Source organism: Arthrobacter sp. ZBG10 (assembly GCF_001238605.1).
In the GTDB taxonomy this organism is placed as follows: Bacteria; Actinomycetota; Actinomycetes; order Actinomycetales; family Micrococcaceae; genus Arthrobacter.
In genome coordinates this window covers 25111-48910 of sequence record NZ_LFQH01000025.1, presented here as the reverse complement: position 1 = coordinate 48910, position 23800 = coordinate 25111, and the positions used below count along the sequence as shown (strand labels likewise).

Sequence of the window (23800 nt, the reverse complement as noted above, 5' to 3'; positions counted from 1 at the left end):
GGACTGCGTGAATCAATGGATCGGCCTAAACGGCGCCCTATTACCCGCACAGCCCGTCCAGGGTCCGGGCCGCAGCTGCCCGGAGCCGGACCGGATCGGGGCCGGCGGACAGGATGTCGCGGCTGGATGTGCCCAGCACCTGCGGATACGCCGCGCCGAACGTGGCGCGCAGATCCGCGGGGGTGGCCCCCTGTGCTCCCAGTCCCGGAGCCAGGATGGGGCCGCGGACGGCCGCCAGATCAAGGTCCAGGCTTGCCAGAGCGGAGCCCACGGTGGCGCCGACCACCAGGCCCACCGAGCCCAGGTCCCCGGCGTAGCGGGTGTTCTCCGCTGCCGCCGCTTCGACGATCCGCCGGGCCACGGAGTCCGCACCGCCAACGTGCTGGACGGAAGCTCCTTCCGGGTTGGACGTCAGTGCCAGGACAAATACGCCCCGGCCCGTTTCCGCGGCCAGGTCCAGCGCCGGGCGCAGCGACTCAAAGCCCAGGTAGGGGCTGAGGGTCACGGAGTCCGCGGCGAGCGGCGAACCGTCCCGCAGCCAGGCGTCCGCGTAGGCGGCCATGGTGGAGCCGATGTCGCCGCGTTTGGCGTCCGCGATGGTCAGCACGCCTGTCTCGGTGGCAGCTGCGAGCAGTTCCTCGAGCACCGCCATGCCGGCCGAGCCGTGGCGTTCGTACAGGGCCACCTGCGGCTTGATCGCGGCAGCGAGGGAACCTACGGCGTCCAGGACGGTGCGGGAAAACGTCCGCAGTCCTTCGGCGTCGTCGTTCAACCCCCACGCGGACAGCAGGCCCGGGTGCGGGTCAATGCCCACGCACAGCGGGCCGCGGCTGGCCATGGCCGCGCCGAGCCGGGAACCGAAAGGCTCCCGGCCGGCGGATTCCTGCTCAGGCATTCCGGCGGGCCGCTTCCTGCGAGGCGGCCAGCGCGGCAGCGTGTTCCTGCAGGCTGGTGACGGACCATTCGTAGGTGCGCATGGCCTCGATGGCCTGGACCGCCGCGTTGAACTCAGCCACCGTGGTGATGCAGGGAATCCCGATCGAGGTTGCCGCTGCCCGCAGTTCGTAGCCGTCGCTTCGGGCTTCGCCGCCGGAGGGGGTGTTGAAGACCATGTCGATCTCCCCGGCGATGACCAGGTCCGCGATGGTGCCTTCCCCGTCGGCGCTGGATCCCTCGGCCACCTTGCGGACCGGGGTGGCCTGGATGCCGTTGCGGCGCAGGACGTCGGCGGTACCGCCGGTGGAGACGATCTCGAAGCCCAGATCGGAGAGCCGCTTGACGCCCATAATCACGGAGCGCTTGTCCCGGTTGGCCACGGAGACAAAGATCTTGCCTTCAGTGGGCAGGGCGTTGTTGGCTGCGGCCTGGCTCTTGGCGAAGGCGGTGTCGAAGTGCTTGTCGATGCCCATGACCTCACCGGTGGACCGCATTTCGGGGCCAAGCAGGGAGTCAACCACCTTGCCCTCCACGGTGCGGAAGCGGCTGAACGGCAGCACGGCCTCCTTGACGGACACGGGGGCGTCCAGCGGGAGCGTGGAACCGTCGCCGGTTTCCGGCAGCATCTTGTAATCGCTGCGGAGCTGGCCAATGGTGACGCCGGTGCCGATCAGGGCAGCGGCCTTGGCCATCTGCACGCCCGTGGCCTTGGACACAAACGGTACGGTGCGGGACGCCCGCGGGTTGGCTTCGAGGACGTAAAGGACGTCAGAGGCCAGCGCGAACTGGATGTTGATCAGGCCCCGGACGCCGACGCCTTCGGCGATGGCGCGGGTTGCCGTGCGGACCCGTTCGAGCACGTTGGTGCCCAGGGTGATGGGCGGCAGGACACAGGCGGAGTCGCCGGAGTGGATGCCGGCTTCCTCGATGTGCTCCATGATGCCGCCCAGGTACATGTCGGTGCCGTCAAAGAGGGCGTCGACGTCGATTTCGACGGCGTCCTCAAGGAACCGGTCGATCAGCACCGGGTGGTCCGGGGTGATTTCCGTGGCGTTGGCGATGTAGCGGGACAGGTTGGGCTCGTCGTAAACGATTTCCATGCCGCGGCCGCCCAGCACGTAGGACGGGCGGACCAGGACGGGGTAGCCGATTTCGTCGGCGATCTTCTTGGCGTCCTCGAAGGACACGGCGGTGCCGTTCTTCGGGGCGATCAGGCCGGCCTGGTCCAGGACGCGGGAGAACATGCCGCGGTGCTCGGCGAGGTCGATCGCTTCCGGTGAGGTGCCCAGGATGGGCACGCCGGCGTCGGCGAGCTGCTGCGCCAGCTTCAGCGGCGTCTGGCCGCCCAGCTGGACGAAGACACCCATCACGCCGCCGGTGCGCTCTTCAGCGGCAATGACTTCGAGGACGTCCTCGAGGGTGAGTGGCTCGAAGTACAGCCGGGTGGAGACGTCGTAGTCGGTGGACACCGTTTCCGGGTTGCAGTTGACCATGACCGTTTCGTAGCCGGCCTTGCGCAGCGCCATGGAGGCGTGGACGCAGGAGTAGTCGAATTCGATGCCCTGGCCGATCCGGTTGGGCCCGGAGCCCAGGATCAGGATCGACGGCTTGGCGTGCATCGCCACCTCGTCCTCTTCGTCGTAGGACGAGTAGTGGTACGGGGTGTAGGCGGCGAATTCGGCGGCGCAGGTGTCCACCGTTTTGTAGACCGGGCGGATCCCCAGGGCCTGGCGGACGCCGCGGACCACAGCTTCGGAGTTGTGTGTCAGCGCGCCGATCTGCTCGTCGGAGAAGCCGTGGCGTTTGGCCCGCTCCAGCATTTCCTTGGTCAGGGCGGAGGCCTGGCGGATTTCGTGCGAGATCTCGTTGAGCAGCTGCAGCTGGTCCAGGTACCAGGGGTCGATCTTGGTGGCCTCGAACAGCTGTTCCACGGTGGCGCCGCCCAGGAGGGCGCGCTGGACCTGGTGCAGGCGGTCAGTGGTGGGGCGCTTGGACTTCTCGATCAGCTCAGCGACTTCCCATTCCGGGACGCTGCTGAAGTCCAGCTGCGAGCCCTTCTGCTCCAGGGAGCGCAGCGCCTTCTGCAGGGCCTCGGTGAAGTTGCGGCCCATCGCCATGGCCTCGCCCACGGACTTCATGGTGGTGGTGAGGGTGTTGTCGGCGGCGGGGAACTTCTCGAACGCGAACCGGGGAACCTTGACCACCACGTAGTCCAGCGTCGGCTCGAAGGACGCCGGGGTCTTCTGCGTGATGTCGTTGGGGATCTCGTCCAGGGTGTAGCCCAGGGACAGTTTCGTGGCGATCTTGGCGATCGCGAAGCCTGTGGCCTTGGAGGCCAGGGCGGAGGACCGGGAGACGCGCGGGTTCATCTCGATCACAACAACGCGTCCCGTGTCAGGCTCCACGGCGAACTGGATGTTGCAGCCGCCGGTGTCGACGCCGACTTCGCGGATGACGGCGATGGAAATGTCACGCAGCCGCTGGTACTCGCGGTCGGTGAGGGTCAGCGCCGGGGCCACGGTGATGGAGTCGCCGGTGTGGACGCCTACGGGGTCGAAGTTCTCGATGGAGCAGACCACCACAACGTTGTCGTTTTTGTCGCGCATCATCTCAAGCTCGTACTCCTTCCAGCCCAGGATGCTCTCTTCAAGGAGCACCTCGGATGTAGGGCTGTACTGCAGGCCCTGGCCGACGATGCGGCGCAGGTCGCTTTCGTCGTACGCGAGGCCGGAGCCCAGGCCGCCCATGGTGAAGGAGGGACGGACCACCATGGGGTACCCCAGGTCCTCGGCGGCCTTGAGGGCCTCCTCGATGGTGTGGATGATGTGGCTGCGGGCCGATTCGGCGCCGCAGCGCTCCACCACGCCCTTGAACTTTTCGCGGTCCTCGCCGAGTTCGATCGCGGCGATGTTGGCGCCGATCAGCTCCACGTTGTACTTCTCCAGCACACCGTTCTTGTCCAGGGCGATGGCCGTGTTCAGGGCCGTCTGCCCGCCGAGGGTGGGGAGGACAGCGTCAGGCCGTTCCTTGGCGATGATCTTCTCCACCACCTCGGGGGTGATGGGTTCGATGTAGGTGGCGTCGGCGAACTCGGGGTCCGTCATGATGGTGGCCGGGTTCGAGTTCACCAGGATGACCCGCAGGCCCTCCTCCTTGAGGACACGCAGTGCCTGGGTGCCGGAGTAGTCGAATTCGGCGGCCTGGCCGATGACGATCGGGCCGGAACCGATGACCAGGACGCTTTTGAGGTCAGTTCTCTTGGGCATTACTTGGTGTCCTCAGTGTTGTCGTTGGTGTTCTGGGCGCCGTTTTTGGTGCTTTCCATCAGGTCGATGAACCTGTCGAAGAGGTAGGCGGCGTCGTGCGGGCCGGCTGCGGCTTCGGGGTGGTACTGGACCGAAAACGCGGGGATGTCGAGGCAGGCGAGGCCTTCGACGACGTCATCGTTGAGGCTGACGTGGCTGACCTCAACACGGCCGAAGCGCTCCTCGGGGGCCAACGTGGCGCCGTCGAGCGGAGCGTCCACGGCGAAACCGTGGTTCTGCGAGGTGATTTCCACCTTGCCGGTGCGGCGGTCCATGACGGGCTGGTTGATGCCCCGGTGGCCGTAGCGCAGCTTGTAGGTGCCGAATCCGAGGGCGCGGCCCAGGATCTGGTTGCCGAAGCAGATGCCGAAGTACGGCAGCTTCTCGTCCAGGACGGAGCGGAGGAGGTTGACCTGGGCGTCGGCGGTGGCGGGGTCGCCTGGCCCGTTGGACATAAAGAAACCGTCCGGGTTGACGGCCTGGACGTCTGCCAGGGTGGCGGTGGCGGGCAGGACGTGGACCCGGACACCGCGTTCGGCGAAGCGGACGGGCGTCATGGTCTTGATGCCGAGGTCGATCGCGGCGATGCTGAAGCGGGCGTCGCCGTCCCAGCCGTGGTCAGCGGGCTCCACGACGTAGGCTTCGTCAACGCTGACTTCCTCCGCGAGCCGGGACCCTTCCATCGGTGAGCTCGCCAGGACGGCGGAGACCAGTTCCTTATCCGTGGCGTTGGCCGCGTCGCCCGAGAAGATCCCGGCGCGCATGGTTTTGTTTTCCCGCAGGTGGCGGGTGATGGCGCGGGTGTCGACGCCCTGGATGCCTACAACGCCCTGTTCGATGAGTTCCTCGTCCAGGGAACGCTCGGAACGCCAGTTTGAGGGGCGGCGGGCGGCGTCGCGGACCACGTAGCCGGCCACCCAGATCCGCCGGGACTCGGCGTCGTCCTTGTTCACACCGGTGTTGCCGATATGCGGGGCGGTCTGCACCACCAGCTGGCGGGCGTAGGAAGGATCCGTGATGGTTTCCTGGTAGCCCGTCATGCCGGTGGCGAACACTGCCTCGCCCAGGGCCGTTCCGGTGGCGCCGTAGCTGCGGCCGCGGAAGATGCGGCCGTCCTCGAGGACCAGTGCTGCCGGGGCGGACGGGGTGCCGTGGTTGGCGGCACTTCGGGGTGTGGCGGTTGCTGTCACTGTTTTCGCTTTCACTGCTGGGTCTGTGGCGTTGCGGGTTTCGGTCACTGGGTCCTACTTTCCACTGGTGGTGCCAGCCGCGGGGGCTGGGGAGATCAGGTCCGTAAGGGCGGCGTGCAGGACGTCCTTGTCGGCGGCCCGGCGGGTCCGGAAACCGGTGTCCAGTTCCCGGCTGCCAAGCAGCCAGGTGAGCACCAGCAGGCCGTCCTTTTCGACGAACTTGCCTGCCATGCCGCTGTCCTGCCGGACCCCGGTGAGGGACGCGGCAGGGATGTAGAGGGCGGGAGCGCCGGTCCGCTCGAAGAGCACCCCGTGCGGGTGGACGGCGAGGGTGGCGTTGGTGCGGATGCCGAGACTCTGCACGGCGATCCGGTCCAGCCAGTCGCCGCCGGTGGTGGTGGCAACGTACTGGCCCTCGGCAGAGGTGATGGGCTCGCCAGGTGCGGCGGGCACGGCGGGGAGCTGTTCGACGTCGGACTGGCGCTTGAGCCGGTTCCGCCAGCCCACCCAGATCAGGACAAACACAACGGCGATGACCGCCAGCATCAGGAGTCCGGGGAGGATTCTGTCCATCAGGCGGCCCCTTCCGTGGTTCCGGCGCCGCGGTAGGGGGTGTTCAGGGCGCCGTTGAGGACTGTGGGGTGGCCCTTGAAGAACGTGGCCACCACCTTGCCGGGAAGCTCCAGGCCCTTGAACGGCGAGTTGCGGCCCATGGTGGCCATGGCCGAGGGGTCCACGGTCCAGCGCGCGGCGGGATCCACGAGCACCACGTTGGCTGGCTCACCGGCTTCCAGCGGCCGGCCCTGGTCTGTTACCCGGCCGATCACGGCGGGCACGGTGGAGGTGACCCGGGCGAAGTCCGCCCAGCTGAAGAGCCCGGTTTCGATCATGGTTTCCTGCACCACCGACAAGGCTGTTTCGAGGCCCGTCATGCCCATGGCCGCCTGAGCCCATTCGCATTCCTTGTGCTCGCTGGGGTGCGGTGCGTGGTCCGTGCCGATCACGTCGATGGTGCCGTCGGCCAGCGCCGCGCGGAGGGCCTGGACGTCGGCGTCGGTGCGCAGCGGCGGGTTGACCTTGAAGACGGGGTCGTAGCTGCGCACCAGGTCATCGGTGAGCAGGAGGTGGTGCGGGGTGACTTCGGCGGTGACGTTGATGCCGCGTTCCTTGGCCCAGCGGATGATTTCCACCGATCCGGCGGTGGAGACGTGGCAAACGTGCAGGCGGGAACCGACGTGCTGGGCGAGCAGGACATCGCGGGCGATGATGCTTTCCTCAGCGACGGCGGGCCAGCCGGCAAGCCCCAGGACGGAGGAGACCTCCCCCTCGTTCATCTGGGCGCCCTCGGTGAGGCGCGGTTCCTGCGCGTGCTGGGCCACCACGCCGTCGAAGGCCTTGACGTATTCCAGCGCCCGGCGCATCAGCACGGGGTCGTGGACGCAGATGCCGTCGTCTGAGAAGACCCGTACGCCGGCGCGGGAGTCCGCCATGGCGCCGAGTTCCGCGAGCTGCTTGCCGGCCAGGCCCACCGTGACGGCGCCTACGGGGCGGACGTCCACCCAGCCGGCGGCCTTGCCGAGGCTGTGGACCTGTTCCACAACGCCGGCGGTGTCGGCGACGGGGTTGGAGTTGGCCATGGCGTGCACGGCCGTGTAACCGCCCAGGGCGGCCGCGCGGGTGCCGGTTTCCACGGTTTCGGCGTCTTCACGGCCGGGTTCGCGGAGGTGCGTGTGGATGTCCACCATGCCGGGCAGCGCCACCAGGCCGGCTGCCTCGATGACGGTGGCGTCCCCGGCTGCCAGGCCGGTGCCGGTTTCGGCGATGACGCCGTCGCGGATCAGCAGGTCTGCAGGGGCGCCGCCCAGCACGGAGGCGCCGCGGATCAGGTAGGTTCCGGTGTTCGCTGCCATCAGATGCTCTCCTTGGTGGAAGGGGCGGCGCCGGCGAAGTGGCCCGCTCCCGGGGTGGCGGCTGGTTCGCGGGTGTCCCCGGAAAGCAGCAGGTACAGTGCGGCCATCCGGACGGACACGCCGTTGCGGACCTGGGCCAGGACGGTGGAACGCGGTGAGTCGGCGGCCGCGGAACTGATTTCGAGGCCGCGGTTCATGGGCCCGGGGTGCATGATGATGGTGTCCTTCATGCCCAGGGTGTCCAGGGACCGCAGCCGGTTGTCATCAAATCCCCAGCGGCGGGAGAATTCGCGGGTGCTGGGGAAGAACGAGGCGTTCATGCGTTCGCCCTGGACCCGGAGCATCATGACGGCGTCGACACCCTGCTCGAGGGTACGGTCCATGTCATAGCTGACCTTGCACGGCCACTGTTCGACGCCGATGGGCAGCAGGGTGGGCGGGGCCACCAGGGTGACGTCGGCGCCCAGGGTGCGCAGGAGCCACACGTTGGAGCGGGCCACCCGGGAGTGCAGGACGTCGCCGGCGATGGCCACCCGCATGCCGGACAGGTCGGCGCCCTGGGAACCGGTGCCTGCCAGCCGCGACCAGTGGCGGCGCATGGTGAAGGCATCCAGCAGGGCCTGGGTTGGGTGTTCGTGGGTGCCGTCGCCGGCGTTGATGACGGCGGCGTCGATCCAGTCGGTGGAAGCGAGGCGGTGCGGCGCGCCGGAGGCCCAGTGCCGGATGACCACGGCGTCCGCACCCATGGCGGCCAGCGTCTGCGCGGTGTCCTTCAGCGATTCGCCCTTGGAGACCGAGGATCCCTTGGCTGCGAAGTTGATGACGTCGGCGGAGAGGCGCTTGGCGGCGGCTTCGAAGGAGATGCGGGTCCTGGTGGAGTCCTCGAAGAAGAGGTTCACTACGGTGCGGCCGCGCAGGGCGGGCAGCTTTTTGACTTCGCGGTCCCCCACGGCGGCCATTTCCTCGGCGGTGTCCAGGATGCGGATGGCGTCGCCGCGGCTGAGGTCCTGGGTGGAGAGCAGGTGCCTCATGCGCCGCCCTCGATCACTACTTCGTTGACGGGGTCGCCGCCGGGCGCGGTGTCGGTCTCTTCGAGCCGGACCCGGACTTTCTCGGACGACGACGTGGGAAGGTTTTTGCCCACGTGGTCTGCGCGGATGGGCAGTTCGCGGTGGCCGCGGTCGATCAGCACGGCCAGCCGGACGATCCGGGGGCGGCCAAGGTCGATCAGGGCGTCCAGGGCGGCGCGGATGGTCCGCCCCGAGTACAGGACGTCGTCGATCAGCACCACCACTTTGTTGTCGATGCCGGTGCGGGGAAGCCTTGTGGGGTACACGGGGCGGGTGCCCTGGTGGGAGAGGTCGTCGCGGAACATGGTGACGTCCAGCTGGCCAACGATCGTGGCGGCGTCAACGGTGGGGTCTGCGGCGGCGATTTTTTCGGCCAGCCGCACTGCCAGCGGGTAGCCGCGGCGTGGAATGCCAAGCAGGACCAGGTCCTTCGAGCCTTTGTTGGCTTCGAGGATCTCATGGGCGATACGAGTGAGTGCCCGGTCAATGTCCGCCGGGCTGAGGACAACCCTGGCTGGAACCGGCGCGCTGGTGACAGATGTCAACGCTCGTCTCCCCTTTCCCCGCCTCACTGGACGGAATTAAAAAAGGATCATGTGCGGTTCAAAATTACCATACGGGCGGCCGGTAATCCGGCCTGTGACGGGCGGCGCTGGTCACATCCGCGGGTGCCGGGCCGGGGTCCTTGGAGCCATGGCCGGGCCCGCCTAGGCTGGCCGTTATGTCGATGCCCCCGCACCAGCCATCCGGTGACCCTTCCGCCGGCCCCGGCCGGCCGTTTCCCGCCCAGGCCAATCCCAGCTGGATGGGCCAGGTCCGGCAGCAGGACTACCGCCCGGCGCCCGGCCACCAGGGCAGGGCGCTGGCCCCCGTGATGCCGGGCCCGGCGCAGGACTCCCTGCAGCGCTCACCGGGGAGGCGTGGCGGGTTGCTTGGGCTGACCATTGGCGGCAGTGTCCTGGCGTTCCTGAGCCTGTTCCTTGTGGTGCCGTTCCTGTTCGCCAATACCGGGCCCGGCGGGCTGGTGATCGGCTTCGTGGCCTCGTTGGTTCCGTTGTCCATTGTGCTGCTGGCTGTCCAGGCGATCGACAAATGGGAACCGGAGCCCAAGCGGCTGTTGTTTTTCGCCTTCACCTGGGGCGCGGCAGTGTCCATCGCCGTGACCCTGCTGATCCAGCCGCTGTTTGTGGTGACGTTCCAGTTCTCCGACGAGCCGGACCTGCGGACCTACCTGGCCACGGTCCAGGCGCCCATTGTGGAGGAGTTCGCCAAATCGCTGGGTCTGCTGGTCATCCTGCTGCTGGCGCGCCGCCATTTTGACGGACCGGTGGACGGGGTGGTGTTTGCCTTCACCATCGCGGGTGGCTTCGCTTTTACGGAAAACATCCTGTATTTCGGCCGGGCCATCGCGGAATCCACGGACCCCGCGGGCGACTTTGCCCAGGTGTTTTTCCTCCGGGGCATCATGTCGCCTTTTGCGCATGCCTTATTCACCGGCACCACCGGCCTGGTCATGGGCTTCGCAGCCCGGCGCTGGCATGCCGGCGCCTCGGTGGCCGCGTTTTTTGTGGGGCTGCTCCCGGCCATGCTCCTGCACAACCGCTGGAACAGCATGGGCCAGGGCTTCCTGCTTGATTACGCGCTGGTCCAGGTGCCCATCTTCCTGCTCGCCGTGGCCGGCATCATCCTGCTGCGCGTTGCCGAGAAGCGGCTGACCCGGCAGCGGCTGCTGGAGTATTCGGCTGCCGGCTGGTTCACTGCCCAGGAGGTGCAGTTGCTGGCCACCCTGGCCGGCCGCCGGGCGGCCCTGGCATGGGCGGCAGGCTACGGCCGGAAACGGCAGATGAAGGACTTCATCAGAGCCGCCACCCGGTTGGCCAACATCCGCCAGCGCATCCTCAGCGGCAGGGACGTCCCGCTGCACCAGGCGGAGGAGCGGCAGCAGCTGCAACGGGTCCTGGCGCTCCGGGCCTCCGTGGCGGGCTGAGCCGGATGCACAAAAGGCCCCGCTCAGAGGAGCGGGGCCTTCCGTAACCAGTAGATGGCCCGGGTTAGGCCAGCAGTGAGGGTTTCAACTGCTGCAGCCGGCCCAGGAGGCCGTTGATGAACTGCGGCGACTCGTCAGTGGACAGCGTCTTGGCCAGCGCTACTGCTTCGCTGACCGCAACACCGTCGGGGACGTCGTCGTTGTAGAGCAGTTCCCAGGTGCCGATCCGCAGGATGATGCGGTCAACCGAGGGCATCCGCTCCAGCGTCCAACCCTGGGAGTACGTTTCGAGGAACTCGTCGATGGTGGGCTGCTGGGAGACCACACCCTCAACGATTTCCAGGGTGTAAGGGTTGATGATCTGGTCAGTCTTTTCCCGACGGGCGCGGAGGACATCAAAGGCAGACACTGAACGCTGCTCGGCCTCAAAAAGTACGTCCAGCGCCTTGGTCCGGGCTTTACCGCGTGCGCTCACTACTCGGAAACCCGGCCGAGGTAGCTGCCATCACGGGTGTCCACCTTGACCTTGGTGTTGTTCTCCACGAAGAGCGGGACCTGGATCTCGTAGCCGGTTTCCAGGGTGGCCGGCTTGGTACCGGCGGACGAACGGTCGCCCTGCAGGCCCGGTTCGGTGTAGGTGATTTCGAGTACAACGCTGGGCGGCAGCTCGATGTAGAGCGGGTTGCCTTCGTGGATCGCGATGTTGACCATCTGGTTCTCAAGCATGAAGTTGGTGGCGTCGCCTACGGTGGCGGCGGACACGGTGATCTGGTCGTAGTCCGAGGTGTCCATAAACACGTAGTCCGCACCGTCCTGGTACAGGTACTGGTAGTCGCGGCGGTCAACGGTGGCGGTCTCGATCTTGAGCCCGGCGTTGAACGTCTTGTCGACAACCTTGCCGGACATCACGTTGCGCATCTTGGTGCGGACGAAGGCGCCACCCTTGCCGGGCTTGACGTGCTGGAATTCAATGATGTTCCAGAGCTGGCCCTCAAGCTTCAGGACCGTACCGTTCTTGATGTCGTTAGTGGTTGCCACTGTTTCCTCAGGTTTCCGTATCGGGTTGCGTGCAGACGCTGTATGCCGGGCGGGCACGCCAAACGGCTTGCCGGCGCGTGTTTGTCAAAAATCCAAGAACCATTCTACCGGTAATTGGACCGGTCCTGCCGTCCGGTCCCGCGACCGGCCCTCAGCAGGCCAGATCCAGGACGTCGCGGGCCCGTCGGAGCGCCACGGTGGAGGAGTAGATCAGGGCGGCATCAGCGGATGCGGCGACGCGGAGGTCAAGGGCCCGGGCGAAGGACTCGACGGCGGCTGAGGTCTGCCCGGCGGTGTATTGGGTTTTGCCCAGGAACTGCAGCGCCATGGCTTCCCGGGGGGTGCCCTGCACCTCCGCCAGGAGCTGCCGGAACAGGTCCACGGCCACGTCCAGGCGGTTGGAGACCCGCAGCACCTCGGCTTCGAACGCCCGGAGCTTGAAGGACTCAGGGTCGCGGAAGCGGGCGTCAGCCAAAAGCTCGGCGGCCTCGGACGAGTGTCCTTCCACCAGCAGGACAAAAATGGCGTCCGCGGGATCCACCGACGCTTCCAGGGCCGCACGGCACGTCTCAGGGTTGATCACCTGCGGCAGCAGGGTTTCGGGGTTGATCCTGACGCCGGGGAAGCCGGCTTCGGGCCAGTCGGCCGTTCCTGCCAGGTCGCCCTGCATCAGGAAGCTATTTCCTGGTAGGCGGCGAACAACAGGGACGTGTCCGGAACGTCCAGGATCCCTGGTTTGGCGACGCCGTCGAGCACTACGAACCGCAGCAGGTCACCGCGGGACTTCTTGTCCCGGCGCATGCCGTCCAGCAGGCCCTGCCAGCGGTCCCGCCGGTAGGTGACGGGCAGCCCCAGCCCTTCCAGGATGCTCCGGTGCCTGTCGGCGTCGACGTCGCTGAGCCGGCCCACACTGCGGGCAAGTTCAGCGGCGAACATCATGCCGACGGAGACCGCGGCGCCGTGCCGCCAGGAGTAGCGTTCCACCAGTTCGATCGCGTGGCCCAAGGTGTGGCCGTAGTTCAGGTATTCCCGCAGGCCGGCTTCCTTGAGGTCCTCGGAGACCACCTTGGCCTTGACGGAGATGGCCCGTTCGATCAGTTCGCGGAGCACCGCAGACTGCGGGTCCACCACGGCGGCGGCGTCCTTTTCCAGCAGGTCCAGGATGGCGGGGTCGGCGATGAACCCGCACTTGATGACCTCGGCCAGGCCCGAGATGATTTCGTTTTTAGGCAGTGTGGCCAGCGTGTCCAGGTCAACCAGGACACCGGCGGGCGGGTGGAAGGAGCCCACCAGGTTTTTTCCTTCGGCCGTATTAATGCCCGTTTTGCCGCCCACGGACGCGTCCACCATGCCCAGCAGGCTGGTGGGCATGTGGATGACCTTGACCCCGCGCAGCCAGGTGGCGGCCACAAAACCGGCCAGGTCCGTCACGGCTCCGCCGCCCACTGCCACAATCGCGTCGGAGCGGGTGAAGTCGTTCTGGCCCAGGACCTGCCAGCAGAACGCGGCCACCTGGATGTGTTTGCCTTCTTCCGCGTCGGGGATTTCGGCGGTCAGGGAAGTGAACCCGGCGGCCGCCAGCTCATCGCGGACGGTATCGCCGGTGAGGCGGAGCGCGCGCGGATGGATCACCAGTACCCGCCGGACCCGTTCACCGAGCAACGCCGGCAGTTCACCGAGCAGGCCGCGTCCCACCACCACGTCGTAGTTGCTGGCAGCGGCGTCGCCGGTGACTTTGATGACTGTTGATTCGGTGCTCACTTCTCAACTTCCTGTCGGGCAGCTGCGTAGCTCCGCAGTGCTGCTTCCAGCCGTCCGCCAAGCTCGGAAACCGAGCCGTGCCGCACGTCCAGGGTGATGTCAGCCAGCCGTTCATAGACGGGCTGGCGGGTGGCAAACATGGTGGTCCAGCGGCCCATGGCGTCGCCTGCCAGCAACGGCCGGCTGGAATTCCTGGCGATCCGGCCGGCGACGGTGGACGCGTCGCATTCGAGGTACACCACCGTGCAGTTGCCGATGACCTGCTGGGTGCCGGAGTCAAGGACCGCTCCCCCACCCAGGGAGATGACGGTGCCCGTCCCGGCGGCTGCATCCACTACACCGGCCACAGTGCGCGCCTCGATTTCACGGAAGGCGTGTTCGCCGCGGCAGGCGAAAATGTCCGCGATGCTGCCGTGGCCGGCCACAATAACGGCGTCCGTGTCCACAAACGGGGCACCGAGCTGCTGGGCAAGCTGGTGGCCGATGGCGGACTTGCCCACGGCCATGGGGCCGATCAGGACGATTGGCCGCTGGTCCGCAGGACCGGAGTGGCTGCGGTGCTGCACTAGTGGCCGATCGAGTCCAGGGCTGCCGGAATATTGTCCAGGTAACCCTTGATGTTCCGTGCGGTTTCCGCCACGGAGTCGCCACCGAACTTCTCGATGACTGCCTCTGCCAGGACCAGGGCCACCATGGCCTCGGCCACAACCCCGGCAGCGGGGACGGCACAGACGTCCGATCGCTGGTGGTGGGCCTTGGCGGCCTCGCCGGTGCTGACGTCGATGGTTTTCAGCGCCCGGGGCACCGTGGCGATGGGCTTCATCGCGGCGCGGACCCGCAGTACGTCGCCGATGCTCATGCCGCCTTCGATGCCGCCTGCGCGGTTGCTGGTGCGGCTGATCCGGCCGTCGGAGTCGCGGACAATCTCGTCGTGCGCGGCGGAACCGCGGCGGGCGGCGGTCAGGAAACCGTCACCCACTTCGACGCCCTTGATGGCCTGGATGCCCATCAGCGCCGCGGCGAGCCGGGAATCCAGCCGCCGGTCCCAGTGCACGTAGCTGCCAAGTCCCGGCGGGAGCCCGTAGGCGAGGACCTCGACAACGCCGCCGAGTGTTTCGCCTTCCTTGTGCGCCGCGTCCACTTCGGCCACCATGGCGTCGGAAGTTTCCCGGTCAAAGCACCGCAGCGGGTCCGCGTCCAGGGCGATGACGTCCCGGGGAACGGGCAGCGGCCGGCCTTCGGGCACGGTGACGCTGGCAATGGAGACGGTATGGCTGACCAGTTCGATGCCCAGGTGCTTGAGGAACGAACCGGCAACGGCACCCATGGCCACGCGGGTGGCGGTTTCGCGGGCGCTGGCCCGTTCCAGCACGGGACGGGCCTCGTCGAAGCCGTACTTCTGCATGCCGGTGAAGTCGGCGTGGCCGGGCCGCGGCCGGGTCAGGGGCGCGTTCCGGGCCTGGTCGGCGAGGATTTCGGGCGCAACGGGGTCGGAGGCCATGATCTGTTCCCATTTGGGCCACTCGGTGTTGGCCACCTGGATGGCCACCGGGCCGCCCTGGGTGAGGCCGTGCCGGACGCCACCAAGAATGGTGACAACATCCTGCTCAAACTTCATCCGCGCGCCGCGCCCGTAGCCCAGGCGGCGGCGTGCCAAAGAGTCCGCGATGTGCCCGCTGGTGATTTCCACACCGGCGGGGACGCCTTCAATAATTCCCATCAGAGCCGGGCCATGGGATTCACCGGCAGTCAACCAACGCATAATTTCCATCCTGCCACGTAGGGCGGTTAGAACGCCCGTCGGGCAAGGCCGACTGCGTCACACATCACATCTATGACAGCTCCATTAACGTCCGCACCCCGGCCGGTGAACAGGCGGACCTGCTCCACCGCCTGGTACAGGAGCATCTCCAGCCCGGGCACCACGGCACCGCCGCCGGTCTCCCAAACGGATGCCAGGAGACTGGGCCATGGGTCGTAGGCCACATCCAGCAAAACGCCCGGGGTGGCGGTTTTCAGGGCAGCGACCTGCGCAGCCAGCCCGTCCGCGGCGCGGGGCGGCAGGGTGGAAATTACGACGTCGGCAGCAGCCAGGACGGAAGCGGCGCCGGCCATGTCACGGATATCCAAGGCCACGCCCAGGCTGTCCGCGGCGGCGCGCACCTCAGCGGTCCGGGCGGGGTCGCGGACGATGACCGTCACGGTTGCTGCGCCAAGATCCCGCAGTGCAGCCACGGCGGCGGCGGCCGTACCGCCGCCGCCCAGCACCACGCCAGCCGGCGTGGCGCCGGCGCCGGCATACCGCAGCGCGTTGACGATTCCGGCCACGTCGGTGTTGGACCCGACGGTCCGGAATCCGCCAGCATGGACCTCGAAGGAGACGGTGTTCACCACGCCGAGGGTCTGCGCAACGCCCCGGACCTGGTCCACCTGCCGCAGCATGGCGGTTTTCAGCGGCATGGTCACGGAGAGCCCGCACCAGCCGGCCTGCCCGCGGACCTGGCGCATTAGCGCCGGCAGGAGTTCCTCGGTGACGTCGATGGCCGTGTAGCCGATCTCCACGCCGAGCTTGGCGTACGCGGCAAGGTGCAGCGCCGGTGATTTCGAATGGCTGATCGGGTGGCCCAGGACGGCAGCCCTTAGGCTCATGTGCAACGTCCCGCGTTGGCCATGCACCAGGTGTTGTACTGCTCCACAAACACGTTGTGCTCAGCCAGCGTCCGGGAGAACTTGGTCTCCTTGGTATCGAGGTTGACGGTGACCCAGTACAGGTAGTCGTTCGCCTTCGGCTTGGCCGCCGCGTCGATGGCTGTTTTGCCCGGCGAGCCGATGGGGCCCGGCGGAAGGCCGGGGTTGGCGTAGGTGTTGTACAGGTTGGACTTGTCCTTGCGCTCTTCATCGGTGAAGTTGAAGCTCTTGGTGCCCAGCCCGTACGTGACGGCGGAGTCGACCTGGAGGAAGCCGCCGGTCTGGTCGTTGGGCTTGAGCCTGTTGTAGATGGCACCGGCCACATCGCCGTACTCGGCCTGGCCGCCTTCAGCCTGGACGATGCTGGCCACCGTCACGGCTTCGTATTGCTTGGCGGGGTCGGTGATGCCCTGGGATTTAAGCTCGTCAACGGTGGTGCTGACAAGTTTCTGCAGGATCTCCTTGGCCGGGGTGCCCAGGGGGAACCGGTACTCGCCCGGTGCCAGGTATCCTTCGAGGTTTTTCGCCGTGGCCGGCAGCCCGAACTGGGCCGGCGCATTGTTGAAAGCCTGGAGTTGCTGGACGGTGACGCCGGAGCCGTCGGCGATTGCCTGCAGCGATTCGCCGACGCGCAGCCCGGCGCTCAGGGCGATGTAGATGACCTTCGCCTGGCTCTTTCCGAGCAGCACGTCCACGGCGTCGGTGTTCTTCATTTCAGCCTTGAAGGTGTAGTCCCCAGGGGCAAGGACTCCCCCGGAGGCTGCGAACGCCTGCAGGAAGGTGTCGGCGTTGGCCACCACGCGCTTGCTTTCAAGATCCGCAGCCACCGAGCGGGTGCCTTCGCCGTTGTCCACTGTCACCTGCACCTCACCACTTCCCGGGCCCGGGAAGTCGGCGGCCTGGTCGCTGCCCAGGAGGGGTTTGAGGAATTGGGCACCGACGGCCACGGCCGCCACAAAAACGGCGAGGGTGATCAACAGGGCGAGGAAGCGGCGCCGCCGCCGGACCTTCCGGGAGGGCTTCGCCACTACCTGGACCGCCGCCGAACCGGGCAGCAATTCGTGGTGCTCGTCAGCGTGCTGGGCATCAGCAAGGTGGTGGGCATCGTGGTGGTCCCCGCTGTGTTGGCTGCCGGCACCGTGGTGCGCGCCGTCGTCGTATGTGCCGTCCGGGTGCGCATCTGCCTGCTGTTGGTGATGCACGGCGTACGCGGGTTCCCGGTCGGCCGGGTCCGCGTAGGCCGGGTCGGGCTGGCCGTACTGGTCCGAGTGGGCGGCGTCGTCATGGTGCGCATCCTGGATGGAAGGCAGCGCGTCGGGAACGGCGGGAATGCCTGCCGTTGCGGGCGGCGCTGAGGGTTGCGGCGGAACGGCGGGGCCGGCGCCCTCTTGCAGCTCCGGGCCGGGGCCGTCGTTGAGGTGCTTCTCGCGTTCCCGGATTTCCTTGCGGGTCAGCGGCCGGGCCGCGCCGGCATCGTGGGCACCGGAAGCATCGTCACTGTTGGCAGGACTCACTGTTGCCTTCCATTATCTGAAGATCGGGCCGCGTTTCCCGGCGGAGCAGGGAATGGCTCCCCAGCCCCGCTGACCCCCAAGTCCACGGAAAGGGAAGGAGCGCTCACACGTGAGCCGACATCCGTTCCCCTGGCTTTTTGCATGTCTATGGCGTGCTGGAGTATGCCCGCAGCAGCGACCTGATCCACTACTTTACGGTGATCCCGGCTGCTCATGCCAGCTTCGCGCAGGCTCCGGTGCGCCGAAACGCTGCTGAGCCGCTCATCCACGAGCGTCACCGGCACGTCCAGCGACCGGTTCGACAGCTCTGTGGCGAGCAGCAGGGCATAGTCGGTGGCCATCCGTGCGGACGCGTGTTCCTCGCCCTTCATGGTGCGCGGCAGCCCCACAATGACCTGCACGGCGCCCAGTTCGGCCACCAGGTTGGCGATGACCCTGATGTCGGAGTTCTTTTTCGCGTTGCGGTCCAGCGTTTTGTACGGCGTAGCCAGGATGGAGTCACGGTCGCAGATGGCAATCCCCACCCGCACGGTACCAACGTCCACCCCCAGTTTCACGCCCTGGGGGTAGCCGCCGGATGTTGCAGGATTGTCCATGAAGCGGTTATCGCCGCGCGATCGAGTCGGTCACCGCGGCCAGGGCCTCGCCAACCTTGGCTGCGTCCGTGCCGCCGCCCTGGGCGACGTCGTCCTTGCCGCCACCGCCGCCGCCAAGGATCCCGGCGGCGAGCCGGACCAGGGCACCGGCCTTAACGCCGGCTTCCCGGGCAGCTTCGTTGGTGGCAACCAGGATGACCGGCCGCCCGTTGGCAACACCGGCGACGGCCACGGCGGCTGCCGCGGATCCGAGCCGGGTCCGCAGGTCCAGGGCCAGGCCCCGGAGGTCGTCCGCGCCGCTGACAGTGCCGGCGTCGTGGGCCACAACGCTGACGCCACCGGCGTCGCGGGCACTGCTGACGAGCTGGCCTGCCGCGGCTGCCAGTTGCTCCTTGCGGAGGCGGTCCAGTTCCTTCTCGGTCGCCTTGAGCTTCGCCAGTGTTGTGGCGATCCGGTCGGCCAGTTGGCCCGACGGGACCTTCAGCAGGTCGGTCAGCTCCGTCACCAGGGCGCGTTCCGCGGCGAGGTGCCGGAAGGCCTCCATGCCCACAAACGCCTCGACGCGGCGGTTTCCTGAACCAACGGATTGCTCGCCCAGGAGCGACAGGCTGCCGATCAGCGAGGTGTTGGCAACGTGGGTGCCGCCGCAAAGCTCACGGGACCAGGCGCCATCGATCTCCACAACCCGTACTTCGCTGCCGTAGTTCTCGCCGAACAGTGCCATGGCGCCGAGCGCCTTGGCTTCGGCGAGGCCCATGACGTTGGTCCGGACCGCGTAGTTGTTGCGGATCGCCAGGTTGGAAACCTCTTCGATCTCGGACCTTGTGGCGGTGCTCAGGCCTTCGCCCCAGGCGAAGTCGAAGCGAAGGTAGCCGGCCTTGTTGAAGGAGCCTCGCTGGGTGGCTTCCGGGCCGAGGATCTGGTGCAGCGCGGCGTGCACGATGTGCGTGCCGGTGTGTGCCTGCTCGGCGGCGTGCCGGCGTTCACGGTCCACGGCTGCACGGACCAGCGAGTCCGCACCGATTTCGCCCTCGCGGACGATTGCCTTGTGGACGCTGAGGCCCTTCAGTGGGCGCTGGACGTCCAGGACCTCAACGACGAACCCGTCGCCGGTGATGAGGCCCGTGTCGGCTGACTGGCCGCCGGCCTCGGCGTAGAACGGCGTCTCGGCCAGGACCAGTTCGATCTCATCGCCCGTGGAAGCCTGCTGAACCGGGCGCCCTGCGGCGAGCAGGCCGCGGACCCGGGATTCGCCGTCGAGCTCGGTGTAGCCGGTGAAGACCGTCTCGCCCTGGGTGAGGATCTCCTGGAAGGCGCTGAGGTCGGCGTGGCCGCCCTTTTTGCCCTTGGCGTCGGCCTGGGCGCGCTGGCGCTGTTCCAGCATCAGGGCCCGGAAGGCGGGCTCGTCCACCTTGAGTCCGGCCTCTTCGGCCATTTCCAGGGTGAGGTCGATGGGGAAGCCATAGGTGTCGTGCAGGGCGAAGGCGTCCGCGCCGGAGAGCTGCGTGTTGGCGGCCTTGGATTCCTTGACGGCATCCTCCAGCCGGGCCGTTCCGGAGGCGATGGTGCGCAGGAAGGCCTTTTCTTCGGCGTAGGCGATCCGGCTGATCCGGGCGAAGTCGGTGTCCACCACGGGGTAGACACCCTTCATGGCGTCCCGGGAGGCCGGCAGCAGGCTGGGCAGGCAGGCCGCTTCAACGCCGAGGAGGCGCATGGACCTGACGGCGCGGCGGATGAGCCGGCGCAGGACGTAGCCGCGGCCTTCGTTGGAGGGGGTGACGCCGTCCGAAATCAGCATCAGGGCGGACCGGATGTGGTCGCCAACAACGCGCATCCGGACATCGTCCGTGTGGTGGGGGTCATCCGGGGTTTCGGCGGAGGTATATTCCCTGCCGGAGAGCTCGGCGGCCTTGTCGATCACGGGACGGACCTGGTCGGTCTCGTACATGTTTTCGACACCCTGGAGGATCATGGCCAGCCGCTCCATGCCCAGGCCGGTGTCGATGTTCTTCTTGGGCAGCTCACCGACGATGTCGAAGTCGTCCTTGGAGCGGACGTTGTCGATCTGGTACTGCATAAACACGAGGTTCCAGATTTCAATGTACCGGGTCTCGTCAGCGAGCGGGCCGCCCTCGATGCCGTAGGCAGGCCCACGGTCGTAGTAGATTTCGGAGCAGGGGCCGGCCGGGCCCGGCTGGCCGGTGTTCCAGTAGTTGTCGGCTTTGCCCATCTTCTGGATGCGTTCCGCCGGAACTCCGGTGTTCTTCAGCCACAGTTCCTTGGCTTCATCGTCTTCCTCATAAACCGTCACCCAAAGGCGCTCGGGCGGCAGGCCGTAGCCGCCGTCGGCCACGCTGGTGGTGAGCAGCTCCCAGGCGTACCTGATGGCGTCTTCCTTGAAGTAGTCGCCGAAGGAGAAGTTGCCGCACATCTGGAAGAAGGTGCCGTGCCGGGCGGTCTTGCCCACTTCCTCGATGTCGCCGGTGCGGATGCATTTCTGCACGCTGGTGGCGCGGGCGTAGGGGGCCTCTTCGCGGGCCGTCAGGTACGGGATGAACGGCACCATGCCGGCCACCGTGAACAGCAGCGAGGGATCGCTGGAAACCAGCGAGGCGGACGGCACCGCGGTGTGGCCCTTGCTGACAAAAAAGTCCACCCAGCGCTTCGTGATCTCCTGCGACTTCATGAGCTGTTTTATACCCTTCTTGGTCCGCGCGGCTGTTGGCGCGGAGGAAATTCGTTGTGCGGCAGGGACGTTTCGGGTGGTCGCTGCCGGTTCATTGCGGGTGGAAAGCGTGGGCGCCGCGGCTCAGCGGCGTGCCACCTCCGCCGATTCGATGCCGAGCGCGGCGCGGAGGTCGGTTTCCCGTTCGCGCATACCGGCGCGGACGGTGTCGGCGAAGTCGTAGACCCCGTCCGCCAGCCGTCCAACGGCCCGGTTGAGGCCCTCCGGGCCCAGCGTGGCCTGGGCTTCGGTTACTTTGCGGAACGCGATGACGCCGATGGCCACGCCGATTCCCATCCAGACAAGTCGTTTCATGTGATGTCCTTTCCGGAACTCAGCGGCTGCGGCGGCCGGCGGCGGGTTTCCGGCGGTTGGCCAGCGCGGTGCGCACGCCGTAACTGAAGGCGGCCACCTTGATCAGCGGCGAACCGACGGTTGCTGCCACCAGGGAGGACAATGCCGAAAGGTTGGCGGTGGCGTCCGAGACGTTGGACGAGATGCCATCCACCTTCTTCAGCTGTTGGTTGGTGGTGGACACCGTGGCGGTGACCTCATCCATGAGGGGCGTGGCCCCGTCGCTCAGGGACCGGATGGAGGTACGGACCTCATCAAACACCCGCCCCAGCTTGAGGATGGGCACCGCGAGCAGCAGCACCAGGAGCGCAAACACCCCGGCAGCGATCAGGCCGGCAATATCGCCACCAGACATAAACGATTCAACTCCTTGTAATTCTGTGGTTCGGTTCGACGTCCGCGGGCCCGCGCCTTGCGCGTCCTGCAGATGTCCCCCAAGTACCTTACATACAAAGAAGCCCGTGGCGCTTGCCACGGGCTTCTTTGGATACGCTGCTGGAATTTAGCGTGCGTAGAATTCGACGACGAGCTGCTCTTCGCAGGTCACGGGGACCTCGGAGCGCTTGGGGCGACGGACCAGGCGGGCCTGGAGTGCCTCGAGCTTGACGTCAAGGTAAGCCGGAACGTTGGGCAGAACGTCGCGGTGTGCGCCGGCTGCTGCAACCTGGAGCGGGACCATGGTCTCGCTGCGGCTGTGGACGTGGACGAGCTGGCCTTCGCCGACGCGGAACGACGGGCGGTCAACGCGGATACCGTCAACCAGGATGTGGCGGTGCACAACCAGCTGGCGGGCCTGGGCGATGGTGCGGGCGAAGCCGGCACGCAGGACCAGGGCGTCAAGACGCATTTCGAGCAGCTCGATGAGGTTCTCACCGGTCAGGCCCTTGGTGCGGCGGGCTTCTTCGAAGGCACGGGTCATCTGTGCTTCGCGGATGCCGTACTGGGCGCGCAGACGCTGCTTTTCGCGGAGGCGTACGGCGTAGTCCGAGTCCTGCTTCTTGCGGGCACGGCCATGCTCACCGGGGCCGTACGGACGGCGCTCCATGTACTTGGCGGCCTTGGGGGTCAGAGCGATGCCGAGTGCACGCGACAGGCGTGCGGTACGGCGAGCACGAGTGTTGTTAGCCACTTGTGTCCTTCCAATATCTGCGGTGTGTCAGTGTTACTGGCCTCCATAATGGAGAGCATCGGCCAACCGCTGCCTTTTGCTACTGGGCGCAGGGCACAACCGGATCGAAAAAATTTTTCGGTGATTGGGCGCCCGAACCTTGCCAGACAAACATCAATCCTAGCATGTGGCCTACCTGCCCCTGACAATCTTCCGCAGCCGCTCCAGCCGGACGGCGATGTCCCGTTCGGCGCCGTTGGCGGTGGGCTGGTAGTAGTCCTTGCCCACGATGTCATCGGGCGGATACTGCTGGGTGGCCACGCCATGCGGGGCGTCGTGCGCGTACTTGTATCCCTGGCCGTGGCCCAGCTGTTTCGAGCCGGGGTAGTGCGCGTCGCGCAGGTGCGCCGGGATGCCAATGCCCAGGCCGGCGCGGACATCGGCGATGGCCTTGTTGATGCCCATGTACGCGGCGTTGGACTTGGGGGCCGTGGCCAGGTGCACCACCGCTTCGGCCAGGATGATCCGACCCTCCGGCATGCCGATCAGCTGGACGGCCTGGGCTGCGGCCACAGCGGTCTGCAACGCGGTGGGATCCGCCATGCCAACGTCCTCCGCGGCGGAGATCACAATCCGACGGGCCACAAAGCGGGGGTCCTCCCCCGCCTCGAGCATGCGGGCCAGGTAGTGCAGGGCTGCGTCGACGTCGGAGCCGCGGATGGATTTGATGAAGGCGCTGGCCACGTCGTAGTGCTGGTCCCCCGCCCGGTCGTAGCGGACGGCTGCCACGTCCAGCGCCCGCTCGGTGTGCTTCAGTTCCACGGCGATAATGCCGGCGCCGGCGTCATCCGAGTCGCCGAAGGCAACACCGGCGGCGGCTTCCAGGGCGGTCAGCGCGCGGCGGGCATCCCCGCCGGAGAGCCGCACCAGGTGCGCCAGAGCGTCCGGGGACAGCTCCACCTTGCCGTCGAGGCCGCGGTGGTCTGCCACGGCCCGGCCCAGGAGGCCCTCCACGTCCGCGTCGGTCAGCGGCTTCAGCGTGAGCAGCAGGGAGCGGGACAACAGCGGTGACACCACGGAGAAGGACGGGTTTTCGGTGGTGGCGGCCACCAGCACCACCCACCGGTTTTCCACTCCCGGCAGGAGGGCGTCCTGTTGGGCCTTGTTGAACCGGTGGATCTCGTCCAGGAACAGCACGGTGGTGGTTTTGTAGAGGTCCCGCGCGGTGAGGGCCTCGTCCATGACCCGCCGCACGTCTTTGACGCCGGCAGTGATGGCGGACAGTTCAACGAATTTCCGGCCCGGGCCGCGGGCGATCACGTGCGCCAGCGTGGTTTTTCCGGTTCCGGGCGGGCCCCAGAGAATCAGTGAACTGGGCCCGGCGGGACCGGCCGCGTTGGCGCCGGCGGCAAGCTGGCGCAGGGGTGAGCCGGAGCCCAGCAGGTGCTGCTGGCCCACCACTTCGTCCAGGTTTTTTGGCCGCATCCGTACGGCGAGTGGGCTGCGCGGCGAGGCCTTCGCGCCGGTTCCCCGTGCAGCGGCGGGGGCATCGTCGTCGTCGTTGTCCGGTCCTTGCCCAAAGAGATCTTCCACATGGATAGGCTACTTCCAGTTCACC

The 23800-nt window shown here is 67.2% G+C and carries 22 protein-coding genes; 1 reads left to right on the top strand and 21 read right to left on the bottom strand.

Annotated features, from left to right (window positions below; translation table 11 throughout):
- Positions 1-40: 40 nt before the first annotated feature.
- From pyrF to pyrR, 7 genes are read right to left on the bottom strand one after another with little or no spacing between them, the layout of a single operon-like run.
- Positions 41-895 (bottom strand): orotidine-5'-phosphate decarboxylase, encoded by an 855-nt coding sequence (pyrF, locus tag ACU18_RS06230; RefSeq protein ID WP_050684668.1) that lies wholly within the window; start codon positions 893-895, stop codon positions 41-43.
- Entirely contained in the window at positions 888-4202 is a 3315-nt protein-coding gene (gene carB, locus ACU18_RS06225) for a carbamoyl-phosphate synthase large subunit (protein WP_050684667.1), read from the bottom strand. The genes pyrF and carB overlap by 8 nt, the downstream gene beginning before the upstream one ends.
- Complete coding sequence (gene carA / locus ACU18_RS06220) at positions 4202-5431, bottom strand: glutamine-hydrolyzing carbamoyl-phosphate synthase small subunit (RefSeq protein ID WP_157370950.1); 1230 nt, start codon at positions 5429-5431, stop codon at positions 4202-4204. The genes carB and carA overlap by 1 nt, the downstream gene beginning before the upstream one ends.
- Positions 5432-5485: 54 nt before the next feature.
- On the bottom strand, positions 5486-6004 hold the full coding sequence (locus ACU18_RS06215) for a PH-like domain-containing protein (RefSeq protein ID WP_050684665.1): 519 nt from the start codon (positions 6002-6004) through the stop codon (positions 5486-5488).
- Entirely contained in the window at positions 6004-7341 is a 1338-nt protein-coding gene (locus ACU18_RS06210; protein WP_050684664.1) for a dihydroorotase, read from the bottom strand. The genes ACU18_RS06215 and ACU18_RS06210 overlap by 1 nt, the downstream gene beginning before the upstream one ends.
- Positions 7341-8372 (bottom strand): aspartate carbamoyltransferase catalytic subunit, encoded by a 1032-nt coding sequence (locus ACU18_RS06205; RefSeq protein ID WP_050684663.1) that lies wholly within the window; start codon positions 8370-8372, stop codon positions 7341-7343. The genes ACU18_RS06210 and ACU18_RS06205 overlap by 1 nt, the downstream gene beginning before the upstream one ends.
- Positions 8369-8956 carry a bifunctional pyr operon transcriptional regulator/uracil phosphoribosyltransferase PyrR gene (gene pyrR / locus ACU18_RS06200; protein ID WP_050684662.1) on the bottom strand — a complete coding sequence of 196 codons (588 nt, stop codon included), beginning with the start codon at positions 8954-8956 and terminating at the stop codon, positions 8369-8371. Before pyrR ends, ACU18_RS06205 begins: the two co-directional genes overlap by 4 nt.
- 176 nt (positions 8957-9132) lie before the next feature.
- Between pyrR and ACU18_RS06195 the strand changes: the two genes are divergently transcribed.
- A complete protein-coding gene (locus tag ACU18_RS06195) occupies positions 9133-10398 on the top strand; it encodes a PrsW family intramembrane metalloprotease (protein ID WP_050684661.1) in 1266 nt (421 codons plus the stop codon).
- A 64-nt stretch (positions 10399-10462) separates the two neighbouring features.
- Here ACU18_RS06195 and nusB read toward each other — a convergent pair whose 3' ends face one another.
- From nusB to ACU18_RS06125, 14 genes are all read right to left on the bottom strand, one after another.
- Positions 10463-10873, bottom strand: coding sequence for a transcription antitermination factor NusB (gene nusB, locus ACU18_RS06190; RefSeq protein WP_050684660.1), 411 nt, complete (start codon positions 10871-10873; stop codon positions 10463-10465).
- On the bottom strand, positions 10873-11436 hold the full coding sequence (efp, locus tag ACU18_RS06185; RefSeq protein WP_050684659.1) for an elongation factor P: 564 nt from the start codon (positions 11434-11436) through the stop codon (positions 10873-10875). Before efp ends, nusB begins: the two co-directional genes overlap by 1 nt.
- A 151-nt stretch (positions 11437-11587) precedes the next feature.
- Positions 11588-12106 (bottom strand): tetratricopeptide repeat protein, encoded by a 519-nt coding sequence (locus ACU18_RS06180; RefSeq protein WP_050684658.1) that lies wholly within the window; start codon positions 12104-12106, stop codon positions 11588-11590.
- Positions 12106-13197, bottom strand: coding sequence for a 3-dehydroquinate synthase (gene aroB, locus ACU18_RS06175; protein ID WP_050684657.1), 1092 nt, complete (start codon positions 13195-13197; stop codon positions 12106-12108). The genes ACU18_RS06180 and aroB overlap by 1 nt, the downstream gene beginning before the upstream one ends.
- On the bottom strand, positions 13194-13763 hold the full coding sequence (locus ACU18_RS06170) for a shikimate kinase (protein WP_050684656.1): 570 nt from the start codon (positions 13761-13763) through the stop codon (positions 13194-13196). Before ACU18_RS06170 ends, aroB begins: the two co-directional genes overlap by 4 nt.
- Positions 13763-14962 (bottom strand): chorismate synthase, encoded by a 1200-nt coding sequence (gene aroC / locus ACU18_RS06165; RefSeq protein ID WP_050684715.1) that lies wholly within the window; start codon positions 14960-14962, stop codon positions 13763-13765. Before aroC ends, ACU18_RS06170 begins: the two co-directional genes overlap by 1 nt.
- Positions 14963-14985: 23 nt before the next feature.
- Positions 14986-15846, bottom strand: a complete 861-nt coding sequence (locus ACU18_RS06160) for a shikimate dehydrogenase (RefSeq protein WP_050684655.1) — start codon at positions 15844-15846, stop codon at positions 14986-14988.
- Positions 15843-17399 carry an endolytic transglycosylase MltG gene (mltG, locus tag ACU18_RS06155; RefSeq protein ID WP_050684654.1) on the bottom strand — a complete coding sequence of 519 codons (1557 nt, stop codon included), beginning with the start codon at positions 17397-17399 and terminating at the stop codon, positions 15843-15845. The genes ACU18_RS06160 and mltG overlap by 4 nt, the downstream gene beginning before the upstream one ends.
- Complete coding sequence (gene ruvX / locus ACU18_RS06150; RefSeq protein ID WP_050684653.1) at positions 17396-17995, bottom strand: Holliday junction resolvase RuvX; 600 nt, start codon at positions 17993-17995, stop codon at positions 17396-17398. The genes mltG and ruvX overlap by 4 nt, the downstream gene beginning before the upstream one ends.
- 7 nt (positions 17996-18002) lie before the next feature.
- Entirely contained in the window at positions 18003-20681 is a 2679-nt protein-coding gene (gene alaS / locus ACU18_RS06145; RefSeq protein ID WP_050684652.1) for an alanine--tRNA ligase, read from the bottom strand.
- 123 nt (positions 20682-20804) lie between these two features.
- The gene (locus ACU18_RS06140; RefSeq protein WP_231686015.1) at positions 20805-21035 is read right to left on the bottom strand and encodes a DUF6167 family protein; all 231 of its coding nucleotides are present in this window, start codon (positions 21033-21035) and stop codon (positions 20805-20807) included.
- Positions 21036-21054: 19 nt separating this feature from the next.
- Positions 21055-21429: a DUF948 domain-containing protein gene (locus tag ACU18_RS06135; protein WP_050684651.1), complete on the bottom strand. Its 375-nt coding sequence runs from the start codon at positions 21427-21429 to the stop codon at positions 21055-21057.
- A 147-nt stretch (positions 21430-21576) separates the two neighbouring features.
- The gene (gene rpsD, locus ACU18_RS06130; RefSeq protein ID WP_050684650.1) at positions 21577-22203 is read right to left on the bottom strand and encodes a 30S ribosomal protein S4; all 627 of its coding nucleotides are present in this window, start codon (positions 22201-22203) and stop codon (positions 21577-21579) included.
- Positions 22204-22374: 171 nt separating this feature from the next.
- Entirely contained in the window at positions 22375-23775 is a 1401-nt protein-coding gene (locus tag ACU18_RS06125; protein ID WP_050684649.1) for a replication-associated recombination protein A, read from the bottom strand.
- Between the last annotated feature and the right edge of the window lie 25 nt (positions 23776-23800).

Coding starts and splice junctions, on each gene's coding strand:
- pyrF (WP_050684668.1), bottom strand. CDS start 895: ATGCCTGAGCAGGAATCCGCCGGCCGGGAGCCTTTCGGTTCCCGGCTC.
- carB (WP_050684667.1), bottom strand. CDS start 4,202: ATGCCCAAGAGAACTGACCTCAAAAGCGTCCTGGTCATCGGTTCCGGC.
- ACU18_RS06215 (WP_050684665.1), bottom strand. CDS start 6,004: ATGGACAGAATCCTCCCCGGACTCCTGATGCTGGCGGTCATCGCCGTT.
- ACU18_RS06210 (WP_050684664.1), bottom strand. CDS start 7,341: ATGGCAGCGAACACCGGAACCTACCTGATCCGCGGCGCCTCCGTGCTG.
- ACU18_RS06205 (WP_050684663.1), bottom strand. CDS start 8,372: ATGAGGCACCTGCTCTCCACCCAGGACCTCAGCCGCGGCGACGCCATC.
- ACU18_RS06195 (WP_050684661.1), top strand. CDS start 9,133: ATGTCGATGCCCCCGCACCAGCCATCCGGTGACCCTTCCGCCGGCCCC.
- ACU18_RS06180 (WP_050684658.1), bottom strand. CDS start 12,106: ATGCAGGGCGACCTGGCAGGAACGGCCGACTGGCCCGAAGCCGGCTTC.
- ACU18_RS06160 (WP_050684655.1), bottom strand. CDS start 15,846: ATGAGCCTAAGGGCTGCCGTCCTGGGCCACCCGATCAGCCATTCGAAA.
- ruvX (WP_050684653.1), bottom strand. CDS start 17,995: ATGGACAATCCTGCAACATCCGGCGGCTACCCCCAGGGCGTGAAACTG.
- alaS (WP_050684652.1), bottom strand. CDS start 20,681: ATGAAGTCGCAGGAGATCACGAAGCGCTGGGTGGACTTTTTTGTCAGC.
- ACU18_RS06140 (WP_231686015.1), bottom strand. CDS start 21,035: ATGAAACGACTTGTCTGGATGGGAATCGGCGTGGCCATCGGCGTCATC.
- ACU18_RS06135 (WP_050684651.1), bottom strand. CDS start 21,429: ATGTCTGGTGGCGATATTGCCGGCCTGATCGCTGCCGGGGTGTTTGCG.